The organism is Thermus oshimai DSM 12092, assembly GCF_000373145.1.
GTDB classification, from domain to species: domain Bacteria; phylum Deinococcota; class Deinococci; order Deinococcales; family Thermaceae; genus Thermus; species Thermus oshimai.
Map to the genome: position 1 here is coordinate 376,812 of NZ_KB890602.1, position 25,914 is coordinate 402,725.

Sequence of the window (25,914 nt, forward strand, 5' to 3'; positions counted from 1 at the left end):
GTTCACCCCCTAAGCTGGGACAGGTCGTCCACCGCGGTGCTCTCCCGGTGGCGGAACACGGCCACGATGAGGCCGAGGCCCACCGCCACCTCCGCGGCGGCCACCGCGATGACGAAGAGCGCGGCCACCTGGCCCGCAAGCCCGTAGGCCTTGGCCAGGGTGATGAAGGCCAGGTTGGCGGCGTTCAGCATGAGCTCAATGGAGAGGAAGAGGAGGATGGCCGTCCTCCGGGTGAGGACCCCATAGACCCCCAAGGAGAAGAGCAGGGCCGAGGCCAAGAGGTAGTTCACCGCACCACCTCCTTTTCCTTGCGCTCCTCCTCCCTAAGGGCGTCCAGAGGCCTATTGGGCTGGACCAGGACCACGGCCACCACCGTGGCGGCCATGAGGAGGAAGCCCACCGCGAGGAGGACGAGGAGCCAGTCCCCGTAGAGGAGGGGCCCTAGGGCCTGGGGGAGCCCCCCGCCCAGGTCCTTGTCCAGGGTAAGGCCCAGGCCCTGGAGGCCGCTGAAGAGGACCAGGAAGACCCCTAGGGCTAGGAGGGCCGCCAGGGGGCGGCTTCGCACCAGAGGGTCAAACCCCACCTCGCCCTGGGCGGCGAAGAGGAGCATGATGACGAAGAGGAAGAGGACCACGATGGCCCCCGCGTAGACGATGATCTGGGTGAAGGCCAGGAAGCGGGCCTCGAGGGCCACGTAGACCCCCGCCAGGACCAGGAAGTTCAGGATGAGGGCCAAGGCGGCGTGGATGGCGTTCCTGAGGGTGACCACCAGGACCCCGGTGAGGGCGAGGAGGAGGAGGGCCAAGGCTTCCCAGGGGCTCACCGCTTACCTCCTTCCTTTGGGGCCTTGAAGCCCTCCAGCTCGGGGCGCACGTAGGGCACGGTGTAGCCCGGCTTTACGGGCTTGCCCGTCATCTTGGCCTCCCGGCGCTGGGGCTTGGTGCCCACCACGTCCACCAGCATGTCCTCCTTGCCGTAGATGAGGTCGGAGTACTGGTAGTCCGCCATCTCAAAGTCGTACCCCAGGACGATGGCCCCCGTGGGGCAGGCCTCCTCGCAGAGCCCGCAAAAGATGCACCGGAGCATGTTGATCTCGTAGACCTTGGCGTAGCGCTCCCCGGCGGACACGGGGTTTTCCGGGTCGTTCTCCGCGGGCTCCACGTAGATGGCGTAGGCGGGGCAGGCGGCCGCGCAGAGGGAGCAGCCGATGCACTTCTCCAGGCCGTTGGGGTGGCGGGTGAGGACGTGGCGGCCGTGGAAGCGGGGCTTTAGGGGTACGGGGGCGTCGGGGTAGGGGATGGTGACCGGCTTGGAGAAGAAGTACTTCAGGGTGATCCCGAGGCTTTGGGCCAGGGCCTTTAGGGTCATAGGGCACCTCCTTTGGGGGCCTTCTTGGGGCTGTAGAGAAGACCGCCCAAGACCACCAGGAAGCTCAGGAGGGAGAGGTACTGCAGGTAGGCCCGGGGCAGGTCCAGGGCCACCACGAAGGCGGTCACCAGGAACCAGACCAGGGCCACGGGGAAGAGGAAGCCCCAGCCGAAGCGGAGGAGCTGGTCGTAGCGCAGGCGGAACCAGGTGGCCCGGATCCAGATGAAGACGAAGAGGAAGAAGGCGATCTTCAGGAACATCCAGAGGTAGGGGACGTTCAGGAAGGGCATGGTCCAGCCCCCCAGGAAGAGGGTGGGGATGAGGGCGCTGGCGGTGATGAAGTGGATGTACTCCGTCATCTGGAAGAGGGCCCACTTGATGGAGCTGTACTCCGTGTGGTAGCCGCCCACCAGCTCCTGCTCGGCCTCCGGGAGGTCAAAGGGCGTGCGGGCGGCCTCGGCCAGGGCGGCGATGAGGTAGACCAGGAAGGCGGGGAAGGCGTAGAGGGCGAGCCAGCCGTTCTCCTTCTGCCAGTTCACGATGTCGTTCAGGTTGAGGCTCCCCACCAGGAGCACGGGGGCGAGAAGGGCGATGCCTAGGCCGAGCTCGTAGGAGATGAGGCTTGCCGAGGAGCGTAAGGAGCCCAGGAGGCTGTACTTGCTCCCCGAGGCCCACCCCGAGAGGAAGATGCCGTAGATGGCCAGCTCGCTCACCGCGAAGAGGTAGAGGAGGCCCAGGTCCAGGTTCACCACCCAGGGCTGGAAGCCGAAGAAGCTCCCCGGAGGGCCAAAGGGGATGGCCCCGAAGGCCAAGAGGGCGAAGACCACCCCGATGAGGGGGGCCAGGACGAAGAGGACCTTGTCCGCCCGCTCCACCACCAGGTCTTCCTTGAAGATGCTCTTGATGGCGTCGGCGATGGGCTGGAAGAGGCCCGAAGGCCCCACCCGGTTGGGCCCCATGCGCACCTGGAAGCGGGCGAGGAGCCTCCTTTCAATGAGGGTCATGAAGGCGAAGGCGGTGAGGAGGCCGACGACCACCAGAAGGGCCTTTAGGGCCACCATCCAGTAGGGGTCCAGGGGGTAGGGGTTCACGCTTCACCTCCTGCGGGCACCAGGATCTGGGCCGGGCTCAGGCGGCCCGCGTAGGGCCCTAAGGCGCTCAGGTAGAGGAAGCCCTGGGGCAGGGCCTCCTCCAGGGCCACCTGGGCCTCGAGGCGGCCGAAGGGGGTTTCCACCGCCACCCGCATGCCCTCTCTTAGGCCCTCCTGGCGGGCGGTCTCGGGGTGGACCTCCAGCCTGGGCTGGAAGGCCACCCGCCCCGTGAGCTGGTGGGCCTTCCACATGGTGGGCCGGAAGTAGAGCCGGCCCACCCGTTCCTTGGGCCTTAGGGTTTTGGTGCGGTGGGGGAAGACCTTGAGGGGCTCGGGGAACCTCCGCTTGAGGGCCTTTTCCGCCTCCAGCCGGAGCCGGAAGGGGGGCCTTACGGAGAGGGCCTCCGCCAAGAGGGCCAGGACCTGCAGGGCCTCCTCCGCCTCCCCGTTCTCTATGGGGGCGGGGCTTAGGGGGAGGAGGCGGCCTTCCAGGTTCAGGAGGTGCCCCCGCTTCTCGTAGTAGGTGGGGGCGGGCAGGACCACGTGGGCGTACCGTTCCGCCAGGGGGTGGAGGTGGGAGAGGTGGAAGAGGAGGAAACGCTTGCCCTTAAGGGCCTCCTCCGGGGGCACGTAGCCGTAGTAGGCCGCCTGGGCCCCGGCCTCGTCCCAGCCCGCGCCCCCCTCCCCGGGGAGGACGCCTAGGGCCTCGAGGCCCCGGGCGTTGGCGGCGGGGGGCATGGGGAGGACCTTGGCCCCCTTGCGCTCGGCCAAGATCCTCGCCCGCTCCGCGGCCACCGTGTCCTGGAGCACCCCGGCCCCCAGGATGAGGACGGGCCTTTCCGCCTTTTCCCAGGCGGCCTTGGCCCGCTGCACCGCCCCGCTCCCCTCCTTCTCCCCGAGGAGGGCCAGGAGGACCTCCCGCTCCGCCCCCGGAGCGTGGACCTCCGCCACCCCCGCCCACTTCATGACCTCCACCGGGTGGGGGGCGAAGACGGCGAGCTTCTCCTTCCGCCTGGGCATCCTTTCCTTGATGGCGAGGTCGGCGAAGGGGGTGCCGTGGTGGAAGCGGAAGGGGGGCTTGAGGCCCCGCACGAACTCGGAAAGCCGGAGGTGGAGGATGGGGGCCTCCTCCGTGGGGTCCCCGAGGACCAGGGCGAAGTCCGCCTCCAAGAGCTCCTCTAAGGTGGCCGTGGGGAAGAGGCCCAGGGGGGCGGGGGTGCGGCCCTGGAAGTCCAGGTGGGGGGTGCCGAGGGCCTGGGCCAGCTCCGCGGCCATGAGGCCCTCCTCCAGCGTGGCGTCCCCCGAGAGGTAAAGCCCCACCTTCTCCTTGGGGACCTCCTTAAGCCCCTCCCGGATGGCCTGGAAGGCCTCCTCCCAACTGGCCTCCACAAGCCGCCCCTCCCGGCGCACCAGGGGGGTCTTGAGCCGGTTCTGGTCCGCCCACTCGTGGCCGAAGCGGCCCGCGTCGCAGAGCCAGATCTCGTTCACCTCGGGGATCTCCCGGGCGCGGATGCGGAGGAGTTCCCCGCTCCTGGTGTCCGCGGTGATCCCGCACCCCACCGCGCAAAGCGCGCAGTGGGTGGGGGTTTCCTCCATCTCCCAGTTCCGGGCCCGGAAGCGGGCGGTGAGGTCCAGTAGGGCCCCCACGGGGCAGATGTCCGTGATGTTGCCCGAAAACCCCGAGGGGAGGCCGAAGTCCATGGTGCCGATGAAGGTGTGCACCCCCCGCTCAATGAAGTCCAGGACCTCGTCCCCCGGGATCTCCTCAAAGTAGCGCACGCACCGCTTGCAGTGGATGCACCGCTCCCGGTCCAGGACGATGTAGGGGGAGAGGGGGTGGTGCTTGTCCACGTGGCGGCGGGTGAACTCAAAGCGGGTGTAGACGGGAAGCGCCAGGGGGTTTTCCTGGTAGTACTTCTCGTAAAGCCCGTACTCCACCGTGCGGTCCTGGAGCTCGCAGGCCCCGCCCTTGTCGCAGGTGGGGCAGTCTAGGGGGTGGTTTAAGAGGGTGAACTCCACCATCCCCGCCTGGGCCTGGCGCACCAGGTCGGAGAGGGTGTCCACCACCATCCCCTCGGCCACCGCGGTGACGCAGCTCGCCGCGAGCTTGGGTTGCCACTGGATCTCGGGCTCCCCCTTCTCGTTAAGAAGGGGTTTCCCGTCCGGGCCCCGCTTGGGGAGGCCGATGCGCACCAGGCACATGCGGCAGGCCCCGATGGGGGAGAGGTGGCGCTCGGAGCAGAAGAGGGGCACGTCGTACCCCGCGTGGAAGACCGCGTCCATGACGCTGGTCCCCGGGGGCACCTCCACGTAGCGGTCGTTGACCTTGACCCTTACCATGCTACCTCCAGAGGCTCACCTTGGGCACGGGCCGCTTTTCCCGAGCCAAGGCCAGGTACTGGTCCTTGAAGTGGCGCAAGGACCCCCGCACGGGCCAGACGGCCGCGTCCGCCAGGGGGCAGAAGGAGCGGCCCTCGATGAGGTCCAGCAGGTTTTCCAGGTTGGCCACATCCTTTTCCTCCCCTTCTCCAGAGCCGATCTTGGCGAAGAGGTTCACCATGAACCCCGCCACCCCCTCCCGGCAGGGGGTGCACTTGCCGCAGGACTCGTGGGCGTAGAAGCGGGTCACGTTCCACATGGCGTCCACCATGCTCACCCGCTCGGGGATGAGGATGACCCCCCCGGTGCCGAGGAGGGAGCCCTTGGCCTGCAGGTGCTCGTAGCTCATGGGGGTGTCCAGGATCTCGTCCGTGAAGGGGAGGGGTGGGGTGGAGGACCCCCCGGGGATGAGGGCCTGGATGGGTTCCAAAGGTCCTCCCGCCCAGTCGTAGATGAGCTCGCGGAGGGTGGTCCCCATGGGGAGCTCGTAGACCCCAGGACGCCGCACGGGCCCCGAGATCTGGTAGAGCTTCATCCCCTTGGAGCCCTCCGTGCCCATGCTGGCGAACCAGTCCGCGCCCCGCTCCAGGATGGGCACCACCGAGGCCAGGGTTTCCACGTTGTTGATGGTGGTGGGCTTCCCCCAAAGCCCGGACTGGGCGGGGAAGGGGGGTTTGAGGCGGGGGTTCGCCCTTAGGCCCTCCAGGGAGTTCATGAGGGCGGTCTCCTCCCCGCAGATGTAGGCCCCCGCCCCCCGGTGGACGTAGAGGCGGAAGCTGAAGTCCGTGCCGAAGAGGTTGTCCCCCAGGTAGCCCCGCGCCAAGGCCTCCTGGATGGCCGCCTCGAGGCGGTCCGCCGCCTTCCGGTACTCCCCCCGCACGTAGATGTAGCCCACGGTAGCCCGGATGGCGTAGCCCGCCAGGATCATCCCCTCGATGAGGAGGTGGGGGACGTCCTCCAGGATGTACCGGTCCTTGAAGCTCCCGGGCTCGGACTCGTCGGCGTTGCAGATGAGGTAGTGCTGCCGCCCGTCCTTGGGCATGAAGCTCCACTTGACCCCGGTGGGGAAGCCCGCCCCGCCCCGGCCCCTGAGCCCCGAGCGCTTGACCTCCTCTATGACCTCCTCGGGGGTTTTCTCCTTGAGGACCTTCCGGGCCGTCTCGTACCCTCCGTGGCGGAGGTAGTAGTCCAGGGTCCAGCTCCCCTCCTTCCCCACGTGGGCGTAGAGGGTCCGCTCAAACCGGGGGTCTTTTCCGGAAACGATGGGCCCGGTCATACCTCCACCTCGTGCACGTGGTGGCCGCAGCGGCCAGGAAGCTCAATCTCCTCAAGCCTTTTGCCCGCCCGAAGCCCTTCCAAAAGGGCCTTAAGCCGGGCGCGGGTCACGCATTCCACGTAGGGCTCGTCGTTCACCTGGATCACGGGGGCGGTGTGGCAGCTCCCCAGGCACTCCACCTTCTGCAGGCTGAAAAGCCCGTCCGGGGTCACCTCCCCGGGGCCGATGCCGAGCTCCTCCACCAGGTGGTCCCAAAGCTCGTCCGCCCCGGCCAGCTTGCAGCTTAGGGTGGCGCACACCTGCAGGTGGTACTTCCCGGTGGGCACGAACTGGTAGTAGGAGTAAAAGCTCGCCACCCCCAGGACCTCCGTGGGGGTGGTGCCCACCAGGTGGGCGATCTCCTCCACCCGCTCGGGGCGGATCCAGCCCTCTTCCTGCTGCACCCGCCTGAGGAGGGGCATGATGGCCGCCCGCCGCCCCTCCTCGGGGTACTTGGCGAAGGTTTCCTTCAGGAAGTCTTCCTTGTCGTCAAAGAACCCCATCTTCCCTCCTAGCGGTCCACGTCCCCCATCACTGGGTCCAGGCTGGCGATGATGGCCACCATGTCCGGCACCTGCTCCCCTTTGGAGGCGTAGGGGAGGCTTTGCAGGTTGACGAAGCTGGGGGCCCGCACCTTGACCCGGTAGGGCATGCTTCCCCCGTCGGAGACGATGTAGTAGCCGAGCTCCCCCCGGGCGGACTCCGTAGGTACGTAGACCTCGCCCTTGGGGGGGTGGAAGCCCTCGGTGTAGTGCTTGAAGTGGTAGATGACCGCCTCCATGGAGGTTTCCAGGAGGGGTCTTGGGGGCGGGGTGATCTGGGGGTTGGGGTCGCGCACCGGCCCGGGTTCCAGCCGTTCTAGGGCCTGCTTGATGATCTTCACCGACTCCCGCATCTCCCGGATGCGGATGATCATCCGGTCAAAGACGTCCCCGTGCTCCCCCAGGGGCACGTCAAAGGTGTAGGTCTCATAACCCCCGTAGGGGTAGGCCTTGCGCACGTCGTAGTTCACCCCGCTGGCCCTTAAGGAGCCCCCGGTGAGGCCCAGGTTGATGGCCACCTCGGGGGGGATGACCCCCACGCCCCGGGCCCGCTCGTAAAAGATGGGGCTTTCCGCGAAGAGGGCCTCGTACTCGTCTATACGGTGGGGCAGAACCTCCAAAAGCTTCTTGAGTTCGGGCACAAACTCCTCGGGCAGGTCCTCCTTGACCCCGCCGATGCGGATGTAGTTGTGGTGGAAGCGCTGGCCCGTGACCCACTCAAAGAGGTCCAGGATGGCCTCCCGTTCCCGGAAGGCGTAGAAGAAGGGGGTGAGGGCCCCGAGGTCCAAAAGCCCCGTCCCCAGGAAGACGAGGTGGCTTGCAAGGCGCGAGAGCTCGTTCAGGATGATGCGGATGGTCTCGGCCCTGGGGGGCACCACCGCCCCCACCAGCTTCTCCACCGCCAGGGCGTAGGCCAGGTCGTGGGCGAAGGAGTGGAGGTAGTCCATCCGGGGCGTATACGTGATGACCTGCGTATACGTCCGGTTTTCCATGTTCTTTTCAAAGCCGGTGTGGAGGTAGCCGATGTGGGGGACGAGGTCCAAGACCTCCTCCCCCGATAGGGTCACCACCACCCGCAAGACCCCGTGGGTGGAGGGGTGCTGGGGCCCCACGTTCAGGGTCATGACCTCCGTGCGGAGCTCTTTGGGCTCCTCCAGGGTCTCCACCGGGTCCAGGTAGTCCTTCATTTGGCCTCCTTCGCCTTCACCAGGTCAGCCCAAAGCGCCCGATACCCCTTGCGGCTTCCCCCGCGGTAGCCGGTGAGGCCCGGGTCCTTGCCCGTGAGGGCTGCGCGGAACTCCGCGGGCACGATGTACCGCCCCTCCCGGAAGAGGGTGGGGGTTTCCCCCAAGGGGAAGTCCTTGCGCAGGGGGTGGCCCTCGAGGTCCTCCGGGGTGAGGATCTTGCGCAGGTCCGGGTGCCCCTCAAAGACGATGCCGAACATGTCGTAGACCTCCCGCTCCAGGAAGTTGGCGCTTCCCCAGAGGTCCGTCACCGTGGGCAGGCGGGGCTCTTTTTCCGGCACGTAGACCCGCACGAAAAAGCGGCTCCCGTCCCCGTCCTTCCACCCCGGCAAGGAGACCAGCTCGTACACCACCGCGAAGCGCTCAGGCCGGGGGTCGGGGTAGGTGAGGTAGTCTATCCCCACGATGTCCGCCAGGTAGTTGAAGCCCAGGGCCTGGTAGCGGGCCATGGTCTCCTTGAAGGCCTCCCGGGGCAGGACCACCCAGAGGTTGCCGAGGCCGTTGTCCTCCACGGGATAGCCCCGCGCCGCCGCCTCTTCCAGAACCTGCTGAAGCCGCACGCTTCACCCCCTCTTCCAGGCGGCCACCGGGGGGAGCCTCTCCCCCCGTTCGTTGTAGGCCTGGCCGCGCACCTTCTTCTGAAGCTGCATCACCGCGTAGATGAGGGCCTCGGGGCGCGGGGGGCAGCCGGGCACGTAGACGTCCACGGGCACCACGGAGTCCACGTTCTGCACGATGGCGTAGTTGTTGAACATCCCCCCCGAGCTGGCGCAGGCCCCCATGGAGATGACCCACTTGGGGTCGGGCATCTGTTCCCAGACCCGCCGCATCACCGGGGCCATCTTCTTGGAAAGCCGCCCGGCCACGATCATCACGTCCGCCTGCCTGGGGCTTGCCCGGAAGACCTCGCTTCCGAAGCGGGCCAGGTCGTTCCGGGCATCGGTGGAGGCCATCATCTCAATGGCGCAACAGGCCAGGCCGAAGGTGGCCGGCCACAGGGAGTTGCTCCGCCCCCAGGCCACCAACTTCTCCAGGGTGGTGAAGAGGATGCCTTCCCGCTCCAGCTCCTGGACATCCCGCTCAAAAAGGTCCTTCAGTGCCACCGCATCACCCCCTTCCACCACTCGTAGAGGAAGCCCGCCAGGAGGAGGAGGGTGAAGGCCAGAACCCCCAGGAAGCCGTAAAGCCCAAGCTCCCCCGCGCTCACCGCGTAGGGCCAGAGGAAGGCCACCTCCACGTCAAAGAGGATGAAGAGCATGGCCACCACGTAGAAGTGGACGGGAAAGCGCTTCACCTCCCCCGCGGGGTCGTTGCCCGATTCATAGGGCATGAGCTTGGCCCGCCCGGGCTTCTTGGGGCCGAGCAGGGCCCCCACCAAAAGGGCCGCCACCCCGATGAACAGGGCCACCCCCACGTAGATCAGAACGTTGATGTACTCCGCTATGGGCGCCAAGGTCCCCTCCTTTCGTGCCTACCTTCACGAGCTGGAGCCCCTAAACCCCCAAGGAGGCCCCGCCCGATTCCCGCCTATCTTATCACCTCCCCCTTTCCGCAAGCCGGGCGGGGTACACCAGGGGGTGGGCTATCGGTGTAAGCCCTCTGGTTATCGGTTCTCAACTTCTACACTCTGGTGTAGGGTTTCCCATAGGGCGCGGAAAGCGGCCAGGTCCAGGGCCTCGGCCCGGACCTCCTCGGGAAGGCCCAGCTCCTTCAGGGCCCTAAGGACCGCCTCTCGAGGGTAGCCCGCCTGTTCCAGGGCGTTTTTCAGGGTCTTCCGCCGGTGGGCGAAGGCGGCCTCGATGAGCTGGAAAAGCCCGGGCTCGTCCCCCTGGCCCGTGGGGGTGAGGCGCACCAGGCTGCTGAAGACCTTGGGGGGCGGGAAGAAGGCCCCCGGGGGGAGGTCAAAGAGCCTCTCCCCATGGGCGTGGTGGGCCACCCTGAGGGAGAGGAGGCCGTAGGCGGGGGTGCCCGGCCTGGCCATCATGCGCTCGGCCACCTCCTTCTGCACCAGGAAGACCAGCTTGGCGAAGCGCCCCGTCTTCAGAAGCTCCGTCACCAGGGGGGTGGCGATGTTGTAGGGGAGGTTGGCCACGAGAAGGCTTCCCTCCGGCACCTCCTTCCAGGGAAAGCGGAGGGCGTCTTGGAAGCGGAGCTCCACCGGAAGCCCCGCAAGGGTTTCCTCCAGGACGGGCTTAAGCCGGAGGTCCTTCTCAATGGCCGTCACCCGGGCCCCCGCCTGGGCCAGGGCCCTGGTCAGGAACCCCAGGCCCGGCCCCACCTCGTAGACCGGTCCCGTGAAGGGCTGGGCCGCTTCCACGATGCGCTTAAGGTACGCCTCTTCCACCAGGAAGTTCTGGCCGAAGCGCTTGTCGGCCTTAAGCCCGTGGCGGTGGAGGAGGGTGCGCACCTCTTCCCTTAGGCTCGGCATGGCTAAACCTTACGGACCCGCACCCTTAGGGGGTCTTCGGGCCAGATCTCCAGGTACTCCCCCAGGTCCAGGGCGTCTATGAGGGCGAAGCGCTCTTTGAGGAGGATCCCTTCCCGCATGGGGGTGTGCCCGTACACCCCGAAGCGGAAGCCCATGCGCTCCACGTAGTCCGGGGTCATGAACCACCAGGTTTTGGGCTCGCTGTGGGCGTAGAAGAGCTCATCGTAGGTCTGGAGCCAGGGCACGGGGCCCACGTGGGCGAAGTGGACCCCCTCCAGCACCACCTCCCGGGGAAAACCGGCCATCCAGGCCTTGAGGGGTTCGGGGAGGGGCTTACCCCCCCGCTCGGGGTGGAACTCCAGGTGGAGGAGGTGGCGGTTGCCCAGGATGGGGTCGCCCTTAAGGGCGGCCTCGTCGTGGTTGCCCAGGAGGATGATCACCCCTTTTGGGGCCGATTCCTGGAACTCTTTGAGGCGGAAGAGCTCCCGGATCTGCGCCCCCGCGGCCAGGCGGAGGTGCAGGGGGTCTTCGGGGTCAAAGGGGGAAAGCCCCGTGAGGCGCTCGTAGTCCTTGGGGGTCTTGGGGTGGACCAGGTCGCCCAGGAGGACCAGGCGGGTCTCCCCGCTCCTTAAGGCCTCCGTGGGCTGGAAGGTGGGGCCCAGGAGCCCCTCGGCCTTGAGGATGCGCCAGAGGGCGGGGAAGTTGGCGTGGAGGTCCCCGACCGCGACGATCCTCATCCCTTGAGGAGGTTCCTTAGCTCCCCGTAGAGCTTTTTGGTCTCCTCGGGGGTCTTGCCGTAGCCCCCGTACTTGGTGAGGATGCGGGCGGCCTCCTTACCCAGGCCCTTTTCCTTCAGCCTTTCCAGGAGCTGGTCTATGAGCCGGTGGGCTTCCGGTTTTTCTTCCTCCTCCACCGCCTCCTGCGCGGGAAGCCTAGGGGGGGTGAAGCGCCCCTTCTCCGCATCGTAGTCCACCCACTGCTTCTCCAGCCGGTAGAGGTAGCGCCCCACCCCAAACTTCACCGCGGCCCGCTTTAGGGCATCGGAGAAGGCGGCCTTTAGGGAGTCCCCCTCCCCCACGTCCTCCTTGGTCGTGCCGAGGACGGTGAGGCGGCACTTCACCTCCACCAGCCGCTCCCGCCTTTCCCCGCGCTCGTCCTTTAGGGTCCTTTCCGCGTCGGCCAGAACCTGGTACTCGTCGTGCCAGCCCTCGGGGCCCACCACCCGGTCCAGGCGGTCCAGGACGGTGCGGGCGTCCACGTAGGGGACCACCAGGGCTTTTTTCCGGTCCCGGGAGAGGGCCTCGATGCGCCACTGGACCTCCTCCGGGGGGAAGGGCTCGGAAAGCTTCTGCCAAACTTCGTCCATGCCTTAAGTGTACTTCAGGGCCCTCTCACGAAGGGGGCGGGGGCTTTGGGGTAGGGTTAGGGGTATGGGTAAGACCGTTTTCCTCCTCCCGTTTTTGGCCCTGGCCTTGGCCCTCGAGGTCCAGCTCTCCGCCTCCCTAAGCGTTACCCTCTTTCCCCAGGCGGTGGTGGTGGAGCGCATCCCTGAGCCCCAGGGGGTGGTGGTGGTCTACCAGGCCCGGGGGGCGGAGGCCATCTTCCGCTACCACGACGAGGACCTTAGGCGCCGGGGCTGGGTAAGGGTGAAGTACGAGGTGAAGAAGGACGAGTGGAAGGCGGAGTACCGCAAGGGGAAGGCCAAGGCCCGCCTTTCCGTCAAGGACAAGAAGGGCCGGGTGGAGGTGCGGCTTAGGGAAGGGGACTAGACAAGGAAAGGCCCCCTCGCTATCCTAAAGGGCGCGTGGGGCCGTGGCGCAGCTGGGAGCGCGCCTGAATCGCACTCAGGAGGTCACGGGTTCGAGTCCCGTCGGCTCCACCAAGCCTAGGCCCTCCAGGGCTTCCTGGAGGGCCCTCTGCTCATGGATGGGGGCGCTTTAGCCCCCGTAGAACCAGCCCGTGTCCCACATGACCAGGGGCTTGGCCTCCTCCCTGACCCCCGCCTCCACCACCTCGGCCACCACCAGGCTGTGGTCCCCCAGGGCGAGGAGGGCCCGGACCTCGGCCTCGAGCCAGTAGGGGAGCTCGGTGAGGAGGGGGAGGCCAAAGGTGGGGGAGGGTTCAAAGGGGTGGCCGTTTAGGGTGTTCCCCTCCCTTTTGGTGGGCTTGAAGAAGTCCTGGGCGATGGCCTTCTGGTCCGCCCGTAGGGTCATGAGGGCGAGCCGGCCCGTCTTGGCGATGAGGGCGTGGAGGTGGCTTTCCCGCTTCACCCCCAGGGCGATGAGGGGGGGCTGGAAGGAGGCCTGGGTGACCCAGTTCACCGTGCCCGCGGCGAGGTCCTCCCCGTCTTGGGCCGTGAGGATGTAAAGGCCGTAGGTGAAGCTCCTCAGGGCTTTCTTCTTCGCTTCCTGGTCCATAGCGGGGCCAATCTACCCCCTAGGGCCTTTCCCCCTCAAGGACCCAGTTCACGAAGGCGTTCACCGCGTCCTGGTCCCCAAGGAGCTCCGGGGCCTCCACCACCTTTTCGTAGAAGGCCCGGGCGAGCTCCGGGGTGGCCTCTCTTAGGAGCTCCTGGACGCTTTTCCCCGCGAAGGGCCCGCCCTTCAGGGGGCTTCTTAGGCGCTCGGAGGTGGCGAGGGGGGCGGCCTCCCTGAGGGCCTCCGCCGTCCTTTCCAGCAGGAGAACCTCGCCCCGTTCCCCCAGGGCCTCCTCCGGGGTGAGGAGGTCCCGCCCGGAGAGGTCCTTGGGCAGGAGGCCTAGGGCGTAGAGCTTTCGGGCCAGGCTCGGGGGGCCCACCTCCAGGGGGAGGCTTGCCCGGGCCGGGCCGTAGCGGACCTCCAGGGTGTACCGCCCGGGGGCCTTGGGGGTCACCGCGGGGCCCGTTTCCACCAGGGCGGTGGTGAGGGGAGGGAAGCCCAGGGGCTTGGCCTCCTCCGCCACGGGCCCTTCGGGGGCTAGGAGGGCCACCCGGAGCTCCCCTTTGGGGAGGAAGGGGCTTCCCTCCAGGCGCACCTCGGGGAAGATGGCCTCCCCGGCCCGGAAGGGCCTGGCGTCCCGGTCGCCCGGGATGAGGACCAGCCGGAGGAGGGTTAGGGCCACCCCGTCCCCTTCCAGCCGTTTTAGGGCTCTTTGGGCCAGGGGGGCGGCGGGGTGGCGGGGGCGGGCCTCCAGGAAGGCCCGGTAGAGGGCCTTGGCCTCGAGGCCCGCCCGCTCCGAGAGGTAGGCCCGGAAGAAGAGGGCGAGGGGCTCTTCCCGCTCCTCCAGGTCCTTGAGGGCGGCCTCCACGTCTTCCCCTTCGTCCAGCCTTAAGGCGCGGTCGTAGGCGGCCTTGGCCCCCAGGACGTCCCCATAGATCGCCCGGAAAAGCCCCAGGTTGTAGTAGGCGGTGGCGTTTGGGGCAAGCCTTACCGCCCGCTCCGAGGCCAGGATGGCCCGGGGGAGGTCCCCCGTGAGGTAGTGGGCCCAGCCCAGGTTGGTCCAGTAGAGCCAGTGGTCGGGCCGGAGCTTTAGGGCCTTGAGGAGGGCCTCCCGGGCCTCCTCCCCCCTTCCTTCCTCGAAGGCGGCGAAGCTCACCTCCTCCCAGGCGAAGGCCAGGTAGGGGTAGGCCTCCGCCAGGGCGCGGGCGCTTCCCTTCCAGCGCCCGTCCTCCAGGGCCCGGTAGAGGAGGTGGGCGGTGAGCCGGTCCAGAAGCCCCCCCTTCTCCAGGCCCTCCGCGGCCCGTAGGGCCTCCTCCTTCTTCCCCTGGGCCAGGAGGTCCAGGGCCTCGTAGGCCGCTGGAGGCCTCCCCTGCCAGAGGAGGAGGAGCCTCCCCGGAAGGAGGCCTTCCAAAAGCCCGCTTCCCCGGCCTTCCTTAAGGTCCAGGGCGGATCGGTGCAGGGGATCGGGGTCTTCCCCTTGGGCCAGGGCCCGGAGCCTCTCCTCGGGGAGAAGGGGCTCGGGGAGGGGACTATAGCGGGGGGCGAGGCCCTTCCCCTGGAGCCAGAGCCAGGCGAGCCCGGGGGTTGGGAAAAGCCCCTCCTCCACCCCGTCCCCCTTTGCCAGGAAGACCCTCAGGCCCCGTTCCTCCTCCCGGCCCAGGAGGACCCAGTCCGCGCCGGTGATCTCCCGGGCCAAGGCGGCCCCCGCTTGGGTGTACAGCCCTCCCACGAGCTCATACCCCTGCCGCCAGGGGGGCTCGGGGAGGAGGAGGGCGAGAAGGGTGGGCGGGGGGGCTTGGAGCCCCAGGGCGAAGGCCTGGGCCAGCTGGTACCCCCTAGGCCCCTCAAAGGGCAGAACCAGGCCCTGGGCCAGGGCCGGGACCAGGAAAAGGAGAAGGGCAAGCCGCTTCATGCCCCCATGCTAGCCTTTTTCCCTGAGGACCATGTAAGCGAAGCGGAAAAGCCTGGGGGCCCGGCGCCAGCGCTTAGGGTCCAGGCCCACCCGTAAGAGCCACTCCAGCCCCAGCCGCTGGGCCCAAAGGGGGGGGCGTTTGGCCTCCCCCGCCAGCACGTCCAGGGTGCCCCCCACCCCCATGGCCACCCGGGCCCCTAGGTGGGCCTTGTTCCGGTGGATGAAGACCTCCTGCCGCTCCCCCATGCCCACCAGGAGAAGGTCGGGGGCTTTCTTTTGGATGTCCTCCAGGACAGGGCCTTCCTCCCGGAAGTAGCCGTGGTGGAAGCCCACCACCTCCCCCCCAAGCCGGGCCACCTCTTTGGCCGCCTTTTCCGCCACCCCGGGCCTTCCCCCAAGCAGGTAGACCCGGAGGCCGGGAAAACGCCCGAGGAGGGCCAGGGTGAGGTCTATCCCGGTGACCCGTTCCTTAAGCTCCACTCCGCAAAGCCTTTGGGCCGCCCAGAGGATCCCCACCCCGTCCGGGGTGACGAGCTCGGCCTCGAGGACCGCCCGCCTCAAGGCCTCGTCCTCCTGGGCCCGCACGGCGATCTCCGGGTTCAGGGTGACCACCTGGTGCGCCCCCCCCTCCTCCAGGAAGCGCCCGATGCGCTCCAAAGCCCCTTCCATGTCCACGGGGTCTAAGGGGAGGCCGAGGAGGGTTAGCCGTTCCATGGCGCGAAGCGGTAGGCCAGGCGGTCCTGGCTCAGGCCGTAGGCCGCCTTGGGGTAGCGGCGCTTTTCCACCAGCGTGGGCACCACCGGGTCCACCCCGATGAGGCTGGCTAGGGCCAGCTCCTCCGTGCGCCCCTGGCGGTGGAGGGCCTGCCCTTCCTCGCTCTGGAACAGGGCCTCCTGGGGGTCGGGGAAGGCCTTGAGGAGGAGGGCGGCCATGTGGGGGGGGCCTTCGGGCCGGAGGCGCTTTAGGAGGAAGCCCGCGGCCACCAGGGCCGAGAGGAGGGGCTCAGGGGCCCCCGCGGGCCTTAAGGTGAGGCCCTTTTCCCCGGAGAACCGTTCCAGGACGGCCTTGGCGTTGCGGAAGTTGGCCAGGTAGACCTCTTCCTCCTCCGGGAGGAGGCTTTCGTACAGGGTGGGGGCCGCCAGGATGGGGAGGCGGCCTTCCACCTGAAGCCCCGGCAGGTCCGCCAGGGCCAGGCGGCCGTGGAAGCCCTCAGGGGGGAACCCCTCCGCCTCTCCCAAAAGGAGGGCCTTGGCCCCGAGCTCCTCCGCCAGGAGCCGGGCCACCTTGGGCCCGGGGGCCACCCAGACCGCCTCCGCGCCCCGGGCGAGGAGGGCGGTGAGGAGGCTTCCCGCGGGGAGGACCTCCACCAGGAGAAGGGGGCCCTGGGCCGGGGTTCGGCACAGGTCAAGCCGGCACACGCCGCCATCATACCCTGTACCTTAGGGGCATGCGGCTTCGGGACATCGGGGAAAGGGCCCTCCTCAAGGGGCTTGCCCCCCTGGGCTACCCGGAAGGAGCCCCCCTCCCTCCGGGGGACGACGCGGGGGGGGTGTGGGTGGGGGAGGGGGCCTGGCTCCTGAAGACGGACGGCTTCCTCTACCGGGAGGTGGCCCTAAAGGGGATGGGCCCCTTTGAGGTGGGCTTCCGGGGGGTGGCGGCCACGGCCTCGGACCTCCTCGCCAAGATGGCCCGGCCCCTGGGCTTCACCCTGGGCCTTTTCCTCCCCGAGGACCTGGAGGTGGACTTCGCGAGGCGGCTGGTGGAGGGGGCGGCGGAGGCGGCGAGGCGGCTTGGGGCCTTTCTCCTCGGGGGGGACACCAACCGGGGGCCTGAGGTGGCCCTCACGGTGAGCGGCTTTGGCCCCGCCCGGGCCCCCCTGCCCCGGAGGGCCCTCCCCGGGGACCTCCTCTACCTCGCGGGGGACCGCTGGGGGCGGGTGGGGGCCGCCATCCGGGCCCACTACCAGGGGCGGGCCCTCGAGGCCTTCCCCCTCATCCGGGAGGCGGCCTTCTACCCCCTGCCGCGCCTCGAGCTCCTGGCCCTAGAGGGCCTCCTCCGGGGGGCCTTGGACTCCTCCGATGGCCTGGCAGAAACCCTCTGGCAGGTCTCGGAGCTTGGGGTGCGGGTGGACCTCGAGGCCCTCCCCCTTCACCCCGATGTCCTGGCCTTCGCCGGGGGGGAGGGGGAGGCCAGGGCGCTGGTCCTCTATGGGGGCGAGGAGTTTGAGGCGGTGCTCCTGGTGCCCCCGGAAAGGGAGAGCGAGGTCCTGGCCCGCGCGGAAGGGGCCGGGCTTCCCCTCTTCCGCGCAGGAAGGGTGGGGGAGGGGGAGGGGGTGTACTTCTGGGGCGAGCTCGTGCCCCGGCAGGGGTACACCCACTTTTAAGCGCTCCCGGAGCTTTCGCTCCGGCGGGATCCTTCTGTTCTTTCGTTCACAAAAGCCCGCGCCCCTCCCCCTTACCCTATGGCCCTATGACGACCCTACCCAAGCCCGGCGACGTGCGCACCGCCGCCCTGGAAAGGCGCTCCATCCGCCGCTACAGGCCCGACCCCATCCCCGAGCCCCTCCTTAGGGAGGTCCTGGAACTGGCCCTGAAGGCCCCTTCCGCCTGGAACCTCCAGCCCTGGCGCATCCTGGCGGTGCGGGACCCGGAGCTGAAAAGGGCCCTCAAGGAAGCCTCCTTCGGCCAGCGCCAGGTGGAGGAGGCCCCGGTGGTCCTGGTCCTCTACGCGGACATGGAGGACGCCCTGGCCCACCTGGAGGAGGTCATCCACCCGGGCGTGCAAGGGGAAAGGCGCGAGGCCCAGAAGGCCAGCATCCTGAAGGCCTTCGCCGGGATGGACCCCAAGGCGCGGGCCCAGTGGGGGGCGGGGCAGAGCTACATCCTCCTGGGCTACCTCCTCCTTCTCCTCCAGGGGTACGGCCTGGCCAGCGTGCCCATGCTGGGCTTTGACCCCGAGCGGGTGAAGGCCCTTCTGGGCCTGCCCGCCCACGCGGCCATCCCCGCCCTCCTCCCCGTGGGCTACCCCGCGGAGGAGGGCTTCCCCCACCACCGCCTGCCCCTGGAGCGGGTGGTGCGCTTCCTTTAAGCGCCCCCGGCGGGTTGGGCAAGGGGGTTGCCCCTATACTTGACCCATGAGGGCCTTTAAACCCCACCTCCGGGGCCTCGCCCCCTACCCCTACGCCTCCTTAGAGGCCCCCGTCAAGCTGGACCAGAACGAAAGCCCCTTTGACCTCCCCCCACCCCTTAAGGAGGAGGCCTTAAAGCGCATGGCCCGCCTCCCCTGGAACCGGTACCCGGAGATCCACGCGGAAGGCCTGAGGAAGAGGCTTTCCGCCCTTCTGGGCTGGCCCGAGGAGGGGGTGGTCCTGGCCCCGGGGTCCAACCTCCTCATCCTGGCCCTAGCCCTGGCCGCGGAGGAGGTCCTGGACCTGAGCCCCTCCTTCCCCCACTACGCCCACGCCGCCCGGGCCGCGGGCACCCCCTACCGGGCGGTGCCCCTCCTGGAGGGGTTTGGGCTTCCCTTGGAGGCCCTCCTGGAGGCCTTCACCGGCGGGGTCTTTTTCCTCCCCAACCCCCACGCCCCCACGGGGGCCCTCTTTCCGGAGGAGGCCCTAAAGGCCCTGGCGGAGCGGGCCGAGGAGGTGGGGGGGCTTCTGGTGGTGGACGAGGCCTACCGGGAGTTTTCGGGCACGGACTTCCGGGCCCTCCTTGGGGCAAGCCCCCACGTGGCCTTCTTGCGCACCTTCTCCAAGGCCTTCTCCTTGGGGGGCATCCGGGCGGGCTACCTCCTGGCCCACCCGGAGGTGGCCCAGGCGGTGCGGGAGGTCCTGCCCCCCTTCGTCCTCCCCGCCCACACCGGGGCCGTCCTGGAGGTGGTCCTGGAGAACCCGGGCTACGCCGAGGAGGTGGCGGCCTACGTGCGCGCGGAGCGGGAAAGGGTGTACCGGAGGCTTCTGGAACACCCCACCTGGCGGCCCTACCCCAGCCACACCAACTTCCTCCTGGTGCGCACCCCCGACGCGGAGGAGGCCTTCCGCCACCTCCTCCGCCAGGGGGTTCTGGTGCGCCGGCAGGACCGCTACCCCATGCTCCAGGGGTGCCTTAGGGTCACGGTGGGCCTACGGGAGGAGATGGAGGCCTTCCTGAGGGCGGCCTTTGAGGTGGCCTATGCGTGAGGCCCTGGTGGAGCGGGCCACGGCGGAGACCTGGGTCAAGGTGCGCCTGGGCCTGGACGGCCCCGTGGGGGGGGAGATCGCCACGGGCCTTCCCTTCCTGGACCACATGCTCCTCCAGCTCCAGCGCCACGGGCGCTTCCTCCTGGAGGTCTCCGCCAAGGGGGATTTGGAGGTGGACGTGCACCACCTGGTGGAGGACGTGGGGATCACCCTGGGCCTCGCCCTCAAGGAGGCCTTGGGGGAGGGGCGGGGCCTCGAGCGCTACGGGGAGGCCTACGCCCCCATGGACGAGACCCTGGTCCTCTGCGTCTTGGACCTTTCCGGGAGGCCCCACCTGGAGTTCCGCCCCGAGGACTGGCCGGTGGAGGGGGCGGCGGGGGGGATGAACCACTACCACCTCCGGGAGTTCCTGAGGGGCCTCGCCAACCACGGCCGCCTCACCCTCCACCTCAGGCTCCTCTCGGGTCGGGAGGCCCACCACGTCCTCGAGGCCAGCTTCAAGGCCCTGGCCCGGGCCCTCCACCGGGCCACCCGCCTCACGGGGGAGGGGCTTCCCAGCACCAAGGGGGTGCTGTGAGGGCGCTTCTCATTGACTACGGCTCGGGGAACCTAAGGAGCGCGGCCAAGGCCCTGGAGGCCGCGGGCTTTTCCGTGCGGGTGGAGGCGGACCCCAAGGCCTTCCCCGAGGCCGACCTCCTGGTCCTCCCCGGGCAGGGCCACTTCGGCCAGGTCATGGCCGCCTTCCGCCAAAGCGGCTTTCTGGAAAGGGTTCTCTCCCACCTGGAAAGGGGCCTCCCTTTCCTCGGGATCTGCGTGGGCATGCAGGTCCTCTACCAGGGCTCGGAGGAGGCCCCGGGGGTGAAAGGCCTCGGGCTTTTCCCGGGGGAGGTGCGCCGCTTCCCCAAAGGCCGGGTCCCCCAGATGGGCTGGAACCGGCTCCGCTTCCAGGGGGCCTTCCAGCCCCTTTCCGGCCGCTACTTCTACTTCGCCAACTCCTACTACGGGCCCCTTCTCCCCGAGGCCCTAGGGGAAGGGGAGTACGCGGGCACCCCCTTCGCGGCCCTCCTCGCGCGGGAAAACCTCCTTGCCCCCCAGTTCCACCCGGAGAAGAGCGGGCGGGCGGGGCTTGCCTTCTTGGAGCTAGCGCGAGGCTACTTCCAGGTCCTCTAGCTTAAGAAGCCTTCCCTGGGCCCCGAAGGCCGTGGCCGCCAAAGCCCCCGCCAGGTTGGCGAGCCTCCCCGCCTCCAGGGGCCCTTTCCCCGAGAGGAGGGCGTGGGCGAAGGCCGCGGTGTAGGCGTCCCCCGCCCCCGTGGAGTCCACGATGTCCTCCACCGGAAAGGGTTCCAGAAGCTCTTCCCCTCCCGGGGTCACCACGATGGAGCCCATGGCCCCCACCTTGATGGCGAGGTTCTGGAAGCCCTCCTGCCTAAGCCGGGCCACCCCTTCCGAGAGGGAGGCCGCGCCGGTGAGGGCCAGAAGCTCCGTCTGGTTCATGAGGAGCCAGGCCGCCCCCCGCAGGTACTTTAGAAGCTCCCGCCCCGCGGCCCGCACCGCCCCCGTGCCTAGGTCGGCGAAGATGGGAAGCTCCCGTTTCCTGGCGGCCTCCAAGACCTCCACCGCGTAGCTTCGGGAAGGCCCCCCCACCAGGGCGTAGGCGGAGAGGACCACCGCGTCCACCTCGTCCAGATAGCGGGGTTTGAAGAGGCCGGGGTCCAGGTAGCGGCTTGCCCCCTCGGCGCTCACCATGGCCCGCTCCCCTCCCGGCACCACCAGGATGAGCACGGAGCTCGTGGTGTGCTCCGGGTCCTCCTGCAGGTGGCGGAGGTCCACCCCCACCTCCCGCACCCGGCTTAGGGCGAGCTCGGCGAAGGGGTCCCGGCCCACCCGGCCCGCCAGGTAGACCCGGTGCCCTAGGCTGGCCAGCTGGGCCGCCAGGGTGCCCCCGGCCCCGCCCGGCTTCATCAGGGCCCGGCGGGAGGGGATCTCCTCCCCCGGCTCCGGTATCCGTTCCAGGAAGAACAAGAGGTCCACCGAGACATCCCCCAGCACGAAGAACCGCATTCCGCCTCCTTCCCGACTTTGCCCTCACTATACCCCAAGGAGGGCCATCCTGCCTTTAGGCCCCAGTATACCCCGCTTTATGAGAAGAAAGTAACAAGAAGGGCGCCCCCGGGTTAGGCCCCCTGGGCAAATCGGAAGAAGGCGCCCTGCTACGCCCTTAAAACCGCCGGTCCTCCACCAAGGGCCCCGCGATCTCGCCCACGAGCTCCACCTCGTCCACCCGGAGGCCCGTGGCCTTCTGGATGGCCTCCATGAGGCCGGGGGGCACTTTTTCCCCTTTAAGCCGGAGCACCAGCTTGTCCGTGCCCTCGAGCTTCCTCTCCAGCACCACCTGGAAGCCCTTGGGGTCCAGCCCGAACCCCGCCAGGATGGGGGAGAGCTCCGTGGGGTAGAGCTTCACCCCCTTCACCTTCACCATGGCGTCCGTGCGCCCGAAGACCCCCCGGGGGAGGACCGTGAGGCCCTCCCGCCTCTCCGCGATGGCCAGATCGCCGGTGCGGAAGCGGAGCATGGGCATGAGGGTGCGGCTTAGGGCGGTGACCACCAGCTCCCCCTTTTCCCCGTCGGCCACGGGCTTCAGGGTCTCGGGGTCCAGCACCTCCAGGATGGCCATCTCCGGGATCTCCCAAAGCCCGTCCTTGGCCATGGTCTCCCCGGCCACGATGCCGAGCTCGCTGGTGCCGTAGGCGTCCAGGGCCACCCCGCCCAGGAGGGCCTCCACCTTCTCCCGGAAGCCGGGCACGGAGGTGAAGGGCTCGCCCCCGGCGAGGAGGAGGGGGAACCTTCCCCCCGCCTGCCCCACCTTGAGGGCGAAGGAGGGGTTGGTGACCAGGACGTCAAACCCGTAAGCCTGGCCGATCTCCGCGATCCGCCCTGCCTCCCCGGGCCCGTGGGGGAAGACCAGGTTCCCGGCCCGCCACAGGGCCTGGTGGAAGAGCCACCCCCCGGCGAAGACGTGGTAGCTGAAGGCCACCAGGACCTTCTTCCCCACCAGGCCCAGCCGCCGGTAGTGCGCCGCCAGGGCCTCCGCCTGGTAGCGGAGGTCTTCTTGCGAGAGGTACTCCGGCATCCAGCCCATGAGGGGGCTTGGGGTGAGGTGCATGAGGCTTGCCCCCTCGGGGGGCCTGGGGTTTTCCCTGAGGTAGGCCACCCACTCCTCCCGGGTGGTGAGGGGGAGGGTTTGGAGGGTTTCTAGGCTCACCTCTTCCGGGCTTAGGCCCTTCAGCTTTTCCCGGTAGACGGGGTGCTCGAGGGCCGCCTTCACCACTTCCCGAAGCCTTGCTTCCCGGTCCATCCTGGGCCTCCTTTGGCGGGGATTATACCCCGGCCAAGGAGAGGAGGCGGGGCAGGGCCTCTTCCAGCTCAAGGAGGCCCTCCCGCCTCAGGGTGATGTGCCCCACCTTGCGCCCGGGGCGCACCGCCTTGCCGTACCAGTGGAGGTGGGCCCCTTCCAGGGCCAGGACCTGGGCGAGGTCGGGCCGGTGGCCGATGAGGTTCACCATGGCGCTGTGGCCCCTTGGGGCGGTGGAGCCCAGGGGCAGGCCCAGGACCGCCCGGAGGTGGTTTTCAAACTGGCTCGTCTCCGCCCCCTCTATCGTCCAGTGGCCGGAGTTGTGCACCCGGGGGGCCATCTCGTTGAAGAGGAGCGCCTCCCCCACCTGGAAGAACTCGAGGGCCAGCACCCCCACGTAGCCCAGGGCCTCCAAGGCCGCCCGGGCGTAGCCTTCCGCTTTGGCCTGGAGATCCGGGCTGAGGCCGGGCGCGGGGGCGCGGGAAAGCCTCAGGATCCCCCCCCGGTGGTGGTTCTCCACCAGGGGGTAGAAGGCCACCTCCCCCCCCAGGCCCCGCACCGCCAGGAGGGAGACCTCCCGGTCAAAGGGCACGAAGCCCTCCAGGATGAGCCCCTTTCCCCCGAGGGCCTCCAGGGCCTTTGGGGCTTCCTCCAGGGTTCGGATGAGGGCCTGCCCCTTGCCGTCGTAGCCCCCTCTTCGGGTCTTGAGGAGGGCGGGAAGGCCCACCCGCTTGAGGCCCTCCTCCAGGTCCTCGAGGCCCCCCACGGGGTGGAAGGGGGGGGTGGGCACCCCGAGCTCCCGGAAGAAGGTCTTCTCCCGAAGCCGGTCCTGGGCCACCTCCAGGGCCTTCGGGGTGGGGCGGACGGGGAGGAGGCCTTCCAGGAAGCGCGCGGCCTCCACGGGCACGTTCTCAAACTCGTAGGTGACGAGGTCTAGCCCTTCCGCGAAGCGCCTTAGGGCCTCCTCGTCCAGGAAGTCCCCCACGAAAAGCGCCCCCACCTGCCCGGCGCAGGCCTCCGGGGAGGGGTCCAGGAAGCGGAAGGTGAGGCCCAAGGGGTAGCCCGCCAGGGCCAGCATCCGCCCCAGCTGGCCCCCGCCCAGCACGCCCACCCTCATCCTTCCTCCCGGGGGTCGGGGTGGGCCAGGACGGCCTCCGTCTGGGCCTTGCGGTAGGCCTTGAGCCGCTCCATCACCTCGGGGTGCTTCAGGCCCACGATGCTGGCGGCAAGAAGCGCGGCGTTCACCGCCCCCGCCCGCCCGATGGCCAGGGTGCCCACGGGCACCCCGGCGGGCATCTGCACGATGGAGAGGAGGGAGTCCAGCCCCTTCAGGGCCTGGCTTTCCACCGGCACCCCGAGCACCGGCAGGGGGGTGTGGGCCGCGGTCATCCCGGGGAGGTGGGCCGCCCCCCCCGCCCCGGCGATGATGACCATGAGGCCCCGCTCCTCCGCCGTCTTGGCGTACTCCGCCATGAGGTCCGGGGTGCGGTGGGCCGAGACCACCCGCACCTCGTAGGGCACGCCCAGGGCTTCCAGGGTCTCCGCCGCGTGGCGCAGGGTGGCCCAGTCCGATTTGGAGCCCATGATGACGCCTACCAAGGGCCGCATCGTACCGGATTGTACAAGCCTTTCCCCTTTGGTAGAAGGAGGGCCTATGGAGGCCCTGGAGCTCGTTCGGCTCAATCTCCTCTCCCCCATGGTCCTGGCCTTTTTCCTGGGGGTCTTCGCCCGCCTCATCAAAAGCGACCTTGCCTTCCCCGAGGCCCTCTACACCGCCCTTTCCATCTACCTCCTCTTCGCCATCGGGTTTAAGGGCGGGGTGGAGCTCTCCCAAACCCCCCTGGCCCAGGTGGCCCTGCCCGCCCTGGCGACCCTCCTTTTGGGCCTGGTGCGCCCCCTTTTGGCCTACCCCCTGGCCCGCCGCTTCCTGCGGGTTTCCCGGCCCGACGCCGCCGCCCTCGCCGCCCACTACGGCTCGGTGTCCGCGGTGACCTTCCTGGCGGCCCTCACCTTCGCCCAGGCCACGGGGGGACGGCCCGAGGGCTTCATGCCCAGCCTGGTGGCCCTTCTGGAGATCCCCGGCCTCGTCCTGGCCCTCCTCCTGGCCAAGCGGGGCTCGAGGCGGATGGGGGAGGCCCTGCGGGAGGTCCTCACCGGTAAGAGCGTGGTCCTCCTCCTCGGGGGCCTCGTCATCGGCGTTCTTTCGGGGGAGGAGGGCATGGCCCGGGTGAAGGCCTTCTTCGCCGACCCCTTCCAGGGGGCCCTGACCCTTTTCCTCCTGGACCTGGGCATGGTGGCGGCCTCCCGCCTTTCCGCCCTTAGGCAGGTGGGCTTCCGCCTGGTCCTCTACGGGGTGGGCCTGGCCCTCCTCCACGGGGCCTTTGGGGTGTACCTGGGCCACCTGGCGGGGCTTTCCCCTGCGGGGTCTGCGGTCCTTGGGGCCATGGCCGCCAGCGCCTCCTACATCGCCGCCCCCGCCGCGGTGCGCATCGCCCTGCCCGAGGCCAACCCCAGCCTGTACCTGGCGGCCAGCCTGGCGGTGACCTTTCCCTTTAACCTGATCCTGGGGATTCCCCTCTACCACGCCCTTGCGGGCCTCCTTGGGGGGTGAGGGTATGGAGCTGGTGCGGCTGAAGCTGGTGACCATCGTGGCGGAAAGCCTCTTGGAAAAGCGGCTGGTGGAGGAGATCAAGCGCCTGGGGGCCAAGGGCTACACCATCACCCCCGCCCGGGGGGAGGGTTCCCGGGGCCTCAGGAGCGTGGACTGGGAGGGGCAGAACATCCGCCTCGAGACCATCGTAAGCGAGGAGGTGGCCCTAAAGATCCTGAAGAAGCTCCAGGAGGAGTACTTCCCCCACTACGCGGTGATCGCCTACGTGGAGAACGTGGAGGTGGTGCGGGGAGACAAGTACATCTAGCCCCGCCCCAGCCCAAAAAGGAACCCCCCAGGAAGCGCCTGGGGGGTTTGGTGTAGCCCCTGACGGGGAAGCATCTCGTGCAACGCGGCGTGGGGTACATTCTCCGGGGCCTGGGGCGCGAGTCGCAATCCCCTTACGGGGAAGCATCTCGTGCAACACCATGAACACGAGGACGCTTAGAAAAATCCTGTCCACGGTAGTCGCAATCCCCTGACGGGGAAGCATCTCGTGCAACTCGGCTCAACGCCATTCGTCGGGCTATCAACGTGGCCCATGAGTCGCAATCCCCTTACGGGGAAGCATCTCGTGCAACTGGCCCCTACGCGCACGCAGGGTCCGCAGGGCGCGCGGTCGCAATCCCCTGACGGGGAAGCATCTCGTGCAACACACCTCGCGAATGGGGTACCCCTGGAAGTCCTCACGAAGGTCGCAATCCCCTGACGGGGAAGCATCTCGTGCAACGGGAGTCTGGAATAGCTCCAGCCTTGGAGCGGCTCCAAGCGTCGCAATCCCCTTACGGGGAAGCATCTCGTGCAACCCCTACCCCTACCCCTGAGCTTGCGGCCCTTCTGGCGGCGGTCGCAATCCCCTTACGGGGAAGCATCTCGTGCAACATGCTGATGCTGGACGTGTGCCCCACCTGCGGGGGGCCTTCGTCGCAATCCCCTTACGGGGAAGCACCTCGTGCAACCCTTTGATCCGGAGGATTGGGAGGAGGGTAAGAAAATATTGGAAGTCGCAATCCCCTTACGGGGAAGCACCTCGTGCAACT

General features: G+C 68.7%; 30 protein-coding genes and 1 tRNA gene. 9 read left to right on the plus strand and 22 right to left on the minus strand.

Annotated features, from left to right (window positions below):
- Positions 1-2: 2 nt before the first annotated feature.
- The 14 genes from nuoK to B043_RS0102155 form a co-directional block, all read right to left on the minus strand.
- Complete coding sequence (gene nuoK, locus B043_RS0102090) at positions 3-290, minus strand: NADH-quinone oxidoreductase subunit NuoK (RefSeq protein ID WP_016328960.1); 288 nt, start codon at positions 288-290, stop codon at positions 3-5.
- A complete protein-coding gene (locus tag B043_RS0102095; RefSeq protein WP_018460777.1) occupies positions 287-823 on the minus strand; it encodes an NADH-quinone oxidoreductase subunit J family protein in 537 nt (178 codons plus the stop codon). Before B043_RS0102095 ends, nuoK begins: the two co-directional genes overlap by 4 nt.
- Positions 820-1,368 carry an NADH-quinone oxidoreductase subunit NuoI gene (gene nuoI, locus B043_RS0102100; RefSeq protein ID WP_016328962.1) on the minus strand — a complete coding sequence of 183 codons (549 nt, stop codon included), beginning with the start codon at positions 1,366-1,368 and terminating at the stop codon, positions 820-822. Before nuoI ends, B043_RS0102095 begins: the two co-directional genes overlap by 4 nt.
- Positions 1,365-2,429 carry an NADH-quinone oxidoreductase subunit NuoH gene (gene nuoH, locus B043_RS0102105; protein ID WP_038036744.1) on the minus strand — a complete coding sequence of 355 codons (1,065 nt, stop codon included), beginning with the start codon at positions 2,427-2,429 and terminating at the stop codon, positions 1,365-1,367. Before nuoH ends, nuoI begins: the two co-directional genes overlap by 4 nt.
- Before the next feature lie 26 nt (positions 2,430-2,455).
- Positions 2,456-4,798, minus strand: a complete 2,343-nt coding sequence (gene nuoG, locus B043_RS0102110) for an NADH-quinone oxidoreductase subunit NuoG (RefSeq protein WP_018460778.1) — start codon at positions 4,796-4,798, stop codon at positions 2,456-2,458.
- A 1-nt stretch (position 4,799) separates the two neighbouring features.
- The gene (nuoF, locus tag B043_RS0102115; RefSeq protein WP_016328965.1) at positions 4,800-6,113 is read right to left on the minus strand and encodes an NADH-quinone oxidoreductase subunit NuoF; all 1,314 of its coding nucleotides are present in this window, start codon (positions 6,111-6,113) and stop codon (positions 4,800-4,802) included.
- The gene (nuoE, locus tag B043_RS0102120; RefSeq protein WP_016328966.1) at positions 6,110-6,655 is read right to left on the minus strand and encodes an NADH-quinone oxidoreductase subunit NuoE; all 546 of its coding nucleotides are present in this window, start codon (positions 6,653-6,655) and stop codon (positions 6,110-6,112) included. Before nuoE ends, nuoF begins: the two co-directional genes overlap by 4 nt.
- A gap of 8 nt (positions 6,656-6,663) precedes the next feature.
- Positions 6,664-7,881 carry an NADH dehydrogenase (quinone) subunit D gene (nuoD, locus tag B043_RS0102125; RefSeq protein WP_016328967.1) on the minus strand — a complete coding sequence of 406 codons (1,218 nt, stop codon included), beginning with the start codon at positions 7,879-7,881 and terminating at the stop codon, positions 6,664-6,666.
- Complete coding sequence (locus tag B043_RS0102130) at positions 7,878-8,498, minus strand: NADH-quinone oxidoreductase subunit C (protein ID WP_016328968.1); 621 nt, start codon at positions 8,496-8,498, stop codon at positions 7,878-7,880. The genes nuoD and B043_RS0102130 overlap by 4 nt, the downstream gene beginning before the upstream one ends.
- Positions 8,499-8,501: 3 nt before the next feature.
- Positions 8,502-9,041, minus strand: a complete 540-nt coding sequence (locus tag B043_RS0102135) for a NuoB/complex I 20 kDa subunit family protein (RefSeq protein WP_016328969.1) — start codon at positions 9,039-9,041, stop codon at positions 8,502-8,504.
- Complete coding sequence (locus B043_RS0102140) at positions 9,032-9,391, minus strand: NADH-quinone oxidoreductase subunit A (protein ID WP_016328970.1); 360 nt, start codon at positions 9,389-9,391, stop codon at positions 9,032-9,034. The genes B043_RS0102135 and B043_RS0102140 overlap by 10 nt, the downstream gene beginning before the upstream one ends.
- A gap of 150 nt (positions 9,392-9,541) precedes the next feature.
- A complete protein-coding gene (gene rsmA / locus B043_RS0102145; RefSeq protein ID WP_018460779.1) occupies positions 9,542-10,366 on the minus strand; it encodes a 16S rRNA (adenine(1518)-N(6)/adenine(1519)-N(6))-dimethyltransferase RsmA in 825 nt (274 codons plus the stop codon).
- Positions 10,367-10,368: 2 nt separating this feature from the next.
- Entirely contained in the window at positions 10,369-11,103 is a 735-nt protein-coding gene (locus B043_RS0102150) for a metallophosphoesterase (protein WP_018460780.1), read from the minus strand.
- Complete coding sequence (locus B043_RS0102155) at positions 11,100-11,732, minus strand: Rad52/Rad22 family DNA repair protein (protein WP_016328973.1); 633 nt, start codon at positions 11,730-11,732, stop codon at positions 11,100-11,102. The genes B043_RS0102150 and B043_RS0102155 overlap by 4 nt, the downstream gene beginning before the upstream one ends.
- Positions 11,733-11,796: 64 nt before the next feature.
- Here B043_RS0102155 and B043_RS0102160 point away from each other — a divergent pair, with 64 nt between their 5' ends.
- On the plus strand, positions 11,797-12,135 hold the full coding sequence (locus B043_RS0102160) for a hypothetical protein (protein ID WP_016328974.1): 339 nt from the start codon (positions 11,797-11,799) through the stop codon (positions 12,133-12,135).
- Between the two features lie 37 nt (positions 12,136-12,172).
- Positions 12,173-12,248 (plus strand) — tRNA-Ala (locus B043_RS0102165).
- Between the two features lie 55 nt (positions 12,249-12,303).
- On the opposite strand, the gene B043_RS0102170 is transcribed toward B043_RS0102165, so the two are convergent.
- From B043_RS0102170 to B043_RS0102185, 4 genes are read right to left on the minus strand one after another with little or no spacing between them, the layout of a single operon-like run.
- Positions 12,304-12,783: a flavin reductase family protein gene (locus B043_RS0102170; protein ID WP_016328975.1), complete on the minus strand. Its 480-nt coding sequence runs from the start codon at positions 12,781-12,783 to the stop codon at positions 12,304-12,306.
- 19 nt (positions 12,784-12,802) lie between these two features.
- The gene (locus B043_RS0102175; RefSeq protein ID WP_018460781.1) at positions 12,803-14,695 is read right to left on the minus strand and encodes a tetratricopeptide repeat protein; all 1,893 of its coding nucleotides are present in this window, start codon (positions 14,693-14,695) and stop codon (positions 12,803-12,805) included.
- A 9-nt stretch (positions 14,696-14,704) separates the two neighbouring features.
- Positions 14,705-15,409, minus strand: coding sequence for a WecB/TagA/CpsF family glycosyltransferase (locus B043_RS0102180; protein ID WP_018460782.1), 705 nt, complete (start codon positions 15,407-15,409; stop codon positions 14,705-14,707).
- Entirely contained in the window at positions 15,397-16,113 is a 717-nt protein-coding gene (locus B043_RS0102185; protein WP_018460783.1) for a 2-phosphosulfolactate phosphatase, read from the minus strand. Before B043_RS0102185 ends, B043_RS0102180 begins: the two co-directional genes overlap by 13 nt.
- 29 nt (positions 16,114-16,142) lie before the next feature.
- Here B043_RS0102185 and B043_RS0102190 point away from each other — a divergent pair, with 29 nt between their 5' ends.
- From B043_RS0102190 to hisH, 5 genes are all read left to right on the plus strand, one after another.
- Positions 16,143-17,078: a thiamine-phosphate kinase gene (locus B043_RS0102190; RefSeq protein WP_018460784.1), complete on the plus strand. Its 936-nt coding sequence runs from the start codon at positions 16,143-16,145 to the stop codon at positions 17,076-17,078.
- Between the two features lie 86 nt (positions 17,079-17,164).
- Positions 17,165-17,782, plus strand: coding sequence for a nitroreductase family protein (locus B043_RS0102195; protein ID WP_018460785.1), 618 nt, complete (start codon positions 17,165-17,167; stop codon positions 17,780-17,782).
- A gap of 46 nt (positions 17,783-17,828) precedes the next feature.
- Complete coding sequence (locus B043_RS0102200) at positions 17,829-18,872, plus strand: pyridoxal phosphate-dependent aminotransferase (RefSeq protein ID WP_018460786.1); 1,044 nt, start codon at positions 17,829-17,831, stop codon at positions 18,870-18,872.
- Positions 18,865-19,449, plus strand: a complete 585-nt coding sequence (gene hisB / locus B043_RS0102205; RefSeq protein ID WP_018460787.1) for an imidazoleglycerol-phosphate dehydratase HisB — start codon at positions 18,865-18,867, stop codon at positions 19,447-19,449. Before B043_RS0102200 ends, hisB begins: the two co-directional genes overlap by 8 nt.
- On the plus strand, positions 19,446-20,042 hold the full coding sequence (gene hisH / locus B043_RS0102210) for an imidazole glycerol phosphate synthase subunit HisH (RefSeq protein WP_016328984.1): 597 nt from the start codon (positions 19,446-19,448) through the stop codon (positions 20,040-20,042). Before hisB ends, hisH begins: the two co-directional genes overlap by 4 nt.
- Here the strand turns inward: hisH and B043_RS0102215 are convergent.
- The 4 genes from B043_RS0102215 to purE form a co-directional block, all read right to left on the minus strand.
- Positions 20,013-20,933 carry a carbohydrate kinase family protein gene (locus B043_RS0102215; protein ID WP_018460788.1) on the minus strand — a complete coding sequence of 307 codons (921 nt, stop codon included), beginning with the start codon at positions 20,931-20,933 and terminating at the stop codon, positions 20,013-20,015. The genes hisH and B043_RS0102215 overlap by 30 nt on opposite strands.
- A 157-nt stretch (positions 20,934-21,090) precedes the next feature.
- Positions 21,091-22,227 (minus strand): phenylacetate--CoA ligase family protein, encoded by a 1,137-nt coding sequence (locus B043_RS0102220; protein ID WP_018460789.1) that lies wholly within the window; start codon positions 22,225-22,227, stop codon positions 21,091-21,093.
- Positions 22,228-22,249: 22 nt separating this feature from the next.
- Positions 22,250-23,341 (minus strand): 5-(carboxyamino)imidazole ribonucleotide synthase, encoded by a 1,092-nt coding sequence (locus B043_RS0102225; RefSeq protein WP_018460790.1) that lies wholly within the window; start codon positions 23,339-23,341, stop codon positions 22,250-22,252.
- The gene (gene purE, locus B043_RS0102230; RefSeq protein WP_018460791.1) at positions 23,338-23,832 is read right to left on the minus strand and encodes a 5-(carboxyamino)imidazole ribonucleotide mutase; all 495 of its coding nucleotides are present in this window, start codon (positions 23,830-23,832) and stop codon (positions 23,338-23,340) included. Before purE ends, B043_RS0102225 begins: the two co-directional genes overlap by 4 nt.
- A gap of 46 nt (positions 23,833-23,878) precedes the next feature.
- Here purE and B043_RS0102235 point away from each other — a divergent pair, with 46 nt between their 5' ends.
- Positions 23,879-24,835: a sodium-dependent bicarbonate transport family permease gene (locus tag B043_RS0102235; RefSeq protein ID WP_018460792.1), complete on the plus strand. Its 957-nt coding sequence runs from the start codon at positions 23,879-23,881 to the stop codon at positions 24,833-24,835.
- Between the two features lie 4 nt (positions 24,836-24,839).
- Positions 24,840-25,142 carry a P-II family nitrogen regulator gene (locus tag B043_RS0102240; RefSeq protein WP_016328990.1) on the plus strand — a complete coding sequence of 101 codons (303 nt, stop codon included), beginning with the start codon at positions 24,840-24,842 and terminating at the stop codon, positions 25,140-25,142.
- The last annotated feature ends 772 nt before the right edge of the window (positions 25,143-25,914 follow it).